The organism is Vibrio sp. 10N.247.311.13 (genome assembly GCF_041467595.1).
Taxonomy (GTDB): domain Bacteria; phylum Pseudomonadota; class Gammaproteobacteria; order Enterobacterales; family Vibrionaceae; genus Vibrio; species Vibrio crassostreae_C.
The window spans coordinates 1-2,289 of record NZ_JBFSUX010000122.1 but is presented as its reverse complement, the minus strand read 5'-3'; the positions used below and the strand labels follow the sequence as shown (position 1 = coordinate 2,289).

Annotated in this window: 2 protein-coding genes; both read right to left on the bottom strand. The window is 48.4% G+C overall.

What is annotated here, in order from left to right; translation table 11 throughout:
* Window positions 1-257 precede the first annotated feature (257 nt).
* Window positions 258-1,310, bottom strand: a complete 1,053-nt coding sequence (locus AB6E52_RS22905; RefSeq protein WP_102319867.1) for a transposase — start codon at window positions 1,308-1,310, stop codon at window positions 258-260.
* Window positions 1,307-2,194: a site-specific integrase gene (locus AB6E52_RS22900; RefSeq protein WP_102319866.1), complete on the bottom strand. Its 888-nt coding sequence runs from the start codon at window positions 2,192-2,194 to the stop codon at window positions 1,307-1,309. Before AB6E52_RS22900 ends, AB6E52_RS22905 begins: the two co-directional genes overlap by 4 nt.
* Between the last annotated feature and the right edge of the window lie 95 nt (window positions 2,195-2,289).

Below are 2,289 nucleotides of genomic sequence, written 5' to 3'. Positions count from 1 at the left end.
TAACAAATAAGGATTAAGGTGTTGCGCAGCCAACACTAAATCCCGAGTGTTGAACAAGCCCGAAGCCACTTTGTTAAGTAAATTGTACGATTGAACTTGAAGGGCACATCGCTTTGAGGCTTTTCTCAAGGCGAGCGGGGTCAAGATAAGGTTGCGATAGCAATCTTATCAACCAGTTAGCTATTTTTCGTTTCTTTCGTCGTTACATCTCCTCTGCTCTCGTCAATGCCATTCTCCTTGTTATCAATGCCTTTCGGCTAGATGGGTCGACTTACTCCAACACACGCCATCTGATGCTGACAGCAAGGGCATACTCGTATTGCTTTGGTTCTTATCGGTGCGGTTAGCGGCGGCATTATATAGAGCAAGTTCAATAACAACAGTTGAATGCGGGCTCTTAAGGCGTGTGCTTGACCACGTAAAAAACCGTAATCTCGTACTCGCTGCAACCCTTTGGGCAGCGCGTGCTGCAAAATGAGCAGTAAGAACTTCAGAGTGGGCAAGGTGCGCGTTCGCCATGCATTGGTCTGGCTCTCTTTATAGCGGAAGGTGACAGTATCATCTGTGATACTGATGATGTCTTCATCAGGCAGCACACCACGATAGAGATAGCGAGCCAAATAGCTCAACGCAGCCTGACCGTATCCCACTTGTCTGCAATCGACCACCCATTGTTTGGGTATGCCACTCGGCAACCACAACGTTGGGTGTTGATTAATGGCCTCTAGCATTCTTGCTCGCCATACTTTGGCCAAAGCAAACGCGTTGAAGAGGTAATGCTTGTTGCCTTTGTGCCACGTTTGCCTCGACGCGTCGTATTGGCCTGCCGCCACGATAATGTGCAGATGTGGGTGCAAGTTTCGTTGTCGGCTGTGAGTATGCAACACGGCGGTAAAACCAAGTTCACCTTGCCGTTGTCGGTTGGCAAAATCCTTTAATACCCCTGATGCCACCTTAAACATACCGTTATATATCGCTTTAGGTTGATGTCTTGCCAGCACTCTCAATTGATACGGTAAAGTGAAGGTCACCATGAAATAGTGAACAGGTAACCGTTTTTGCTGTTGACGCTGTAGCCAGTCAGAAGTGGTGCGTTGTTGGCATTGAGGGCAATGGCGATGACCACAAGAAAGAGGCAATCGGTCATCGTGATGGCAGTGACTGCAGAACCATTGTGAGCGTCCTTGTTGCTCTGTTTTGCAACGGAGCATCGCCCCAATAGCTCGATGCATATCGCCATTTATCTGCGCATGATAGTGATGCTTAAGCGCACGATGATGCTGGCGAAGCAGTTCAATGAAAGTACTCATTTTATGCTCCATGTTAAGTCTAGATCATCCGTTAATTGGTTGATGGCCATTGCCGCATCACGCTGCTTTATCTGAGTCATTCGGGTGTATCGTGCCGTGGTGTTGAGGCTTGCATGACCGAGCAGTGATTGCAGTGAACGTAGGTCGACTCCTTGCTCAAGTAAGTGCGTTGCGAAGCAATGTCTGAGTGAATGAGGACTCGCAGGCTTTTTGATACCACACTCTTTAAGTACAAGTTTCATCGTCTTTTGAATTCCGCCACGATCCATGGGGGTGTCGTGACATGTACCAAGTCCAGGAAATAAGTAGCAAGGATGCTTATGGGTAAGCCAGTGCGTGCGGAGTGCCTTAAGCGTTCGCTGCGGAAGCGGCACCATTCGGTCTTTTCCGCCTTTTCCTTCCCGTATGTGAACGCGCATTGTTTGGCTGTCGATATCATGAACCGTAAGATTTAATCCCTCACTGAGTCGTAACCCCATGCTGTACAGAGTAAGAAAAAACACCTGATAACGTGCTTGTCGAGTGTGAGTAATCAGCGAGCTGACTTGCTGTGGTGTCAGTATGTCGGGCAGTCGTTTTACTTGTGGCGGCTTGACGATATTGAGCCACTCCCACTGTTTATCGAGCGTGTAGCGATAGAAAAACTGCAAGCCATTACGATCGAGTTTTATGGTGCTCCACGAGTGGGTTTGAATAAGAGACGCGAAGAACTGTTTGAGGTCAGAGGTCGTTAATGTATCAGGGGCTCGGTCGAAATGAGCGGTGATCCGACGAACCGCACGGGAATAGGCATCAATGGTCGCGGGTCGTTTACCTTGCAGCTTTAGGTTGGTAAGGTGTTGTTCATAAAGGGTGTTGTAACGTTTTAAGTCATCGGGTTTCATGGGGTTACTCCTGTGAACGACCATCAGGGTGATGGTGTTACAAGAGTATGGTTCGCACTCGCTTTACTCTGCCGCGTAGCGGCTTCGTTCAACAA

What these genes read in the sequence shown, in the direction of transcription:
- AB6E52_RS22905 (WP_102319867.1), bottom strand. Translation starts at nt 1,310, where the DNA reads ATGAGTACTTTCATTGAACTGCTTCGCCAGCATCATCGTGCGCTTAAG.
- AB6E52_RS22900 (WP_102319866.1), bottom strand. Translation starts at nt 2,194, where the DNA reads ATGAAACCCGATGACTTAAAACGTTACAACACCCTTTATGAACAACAC.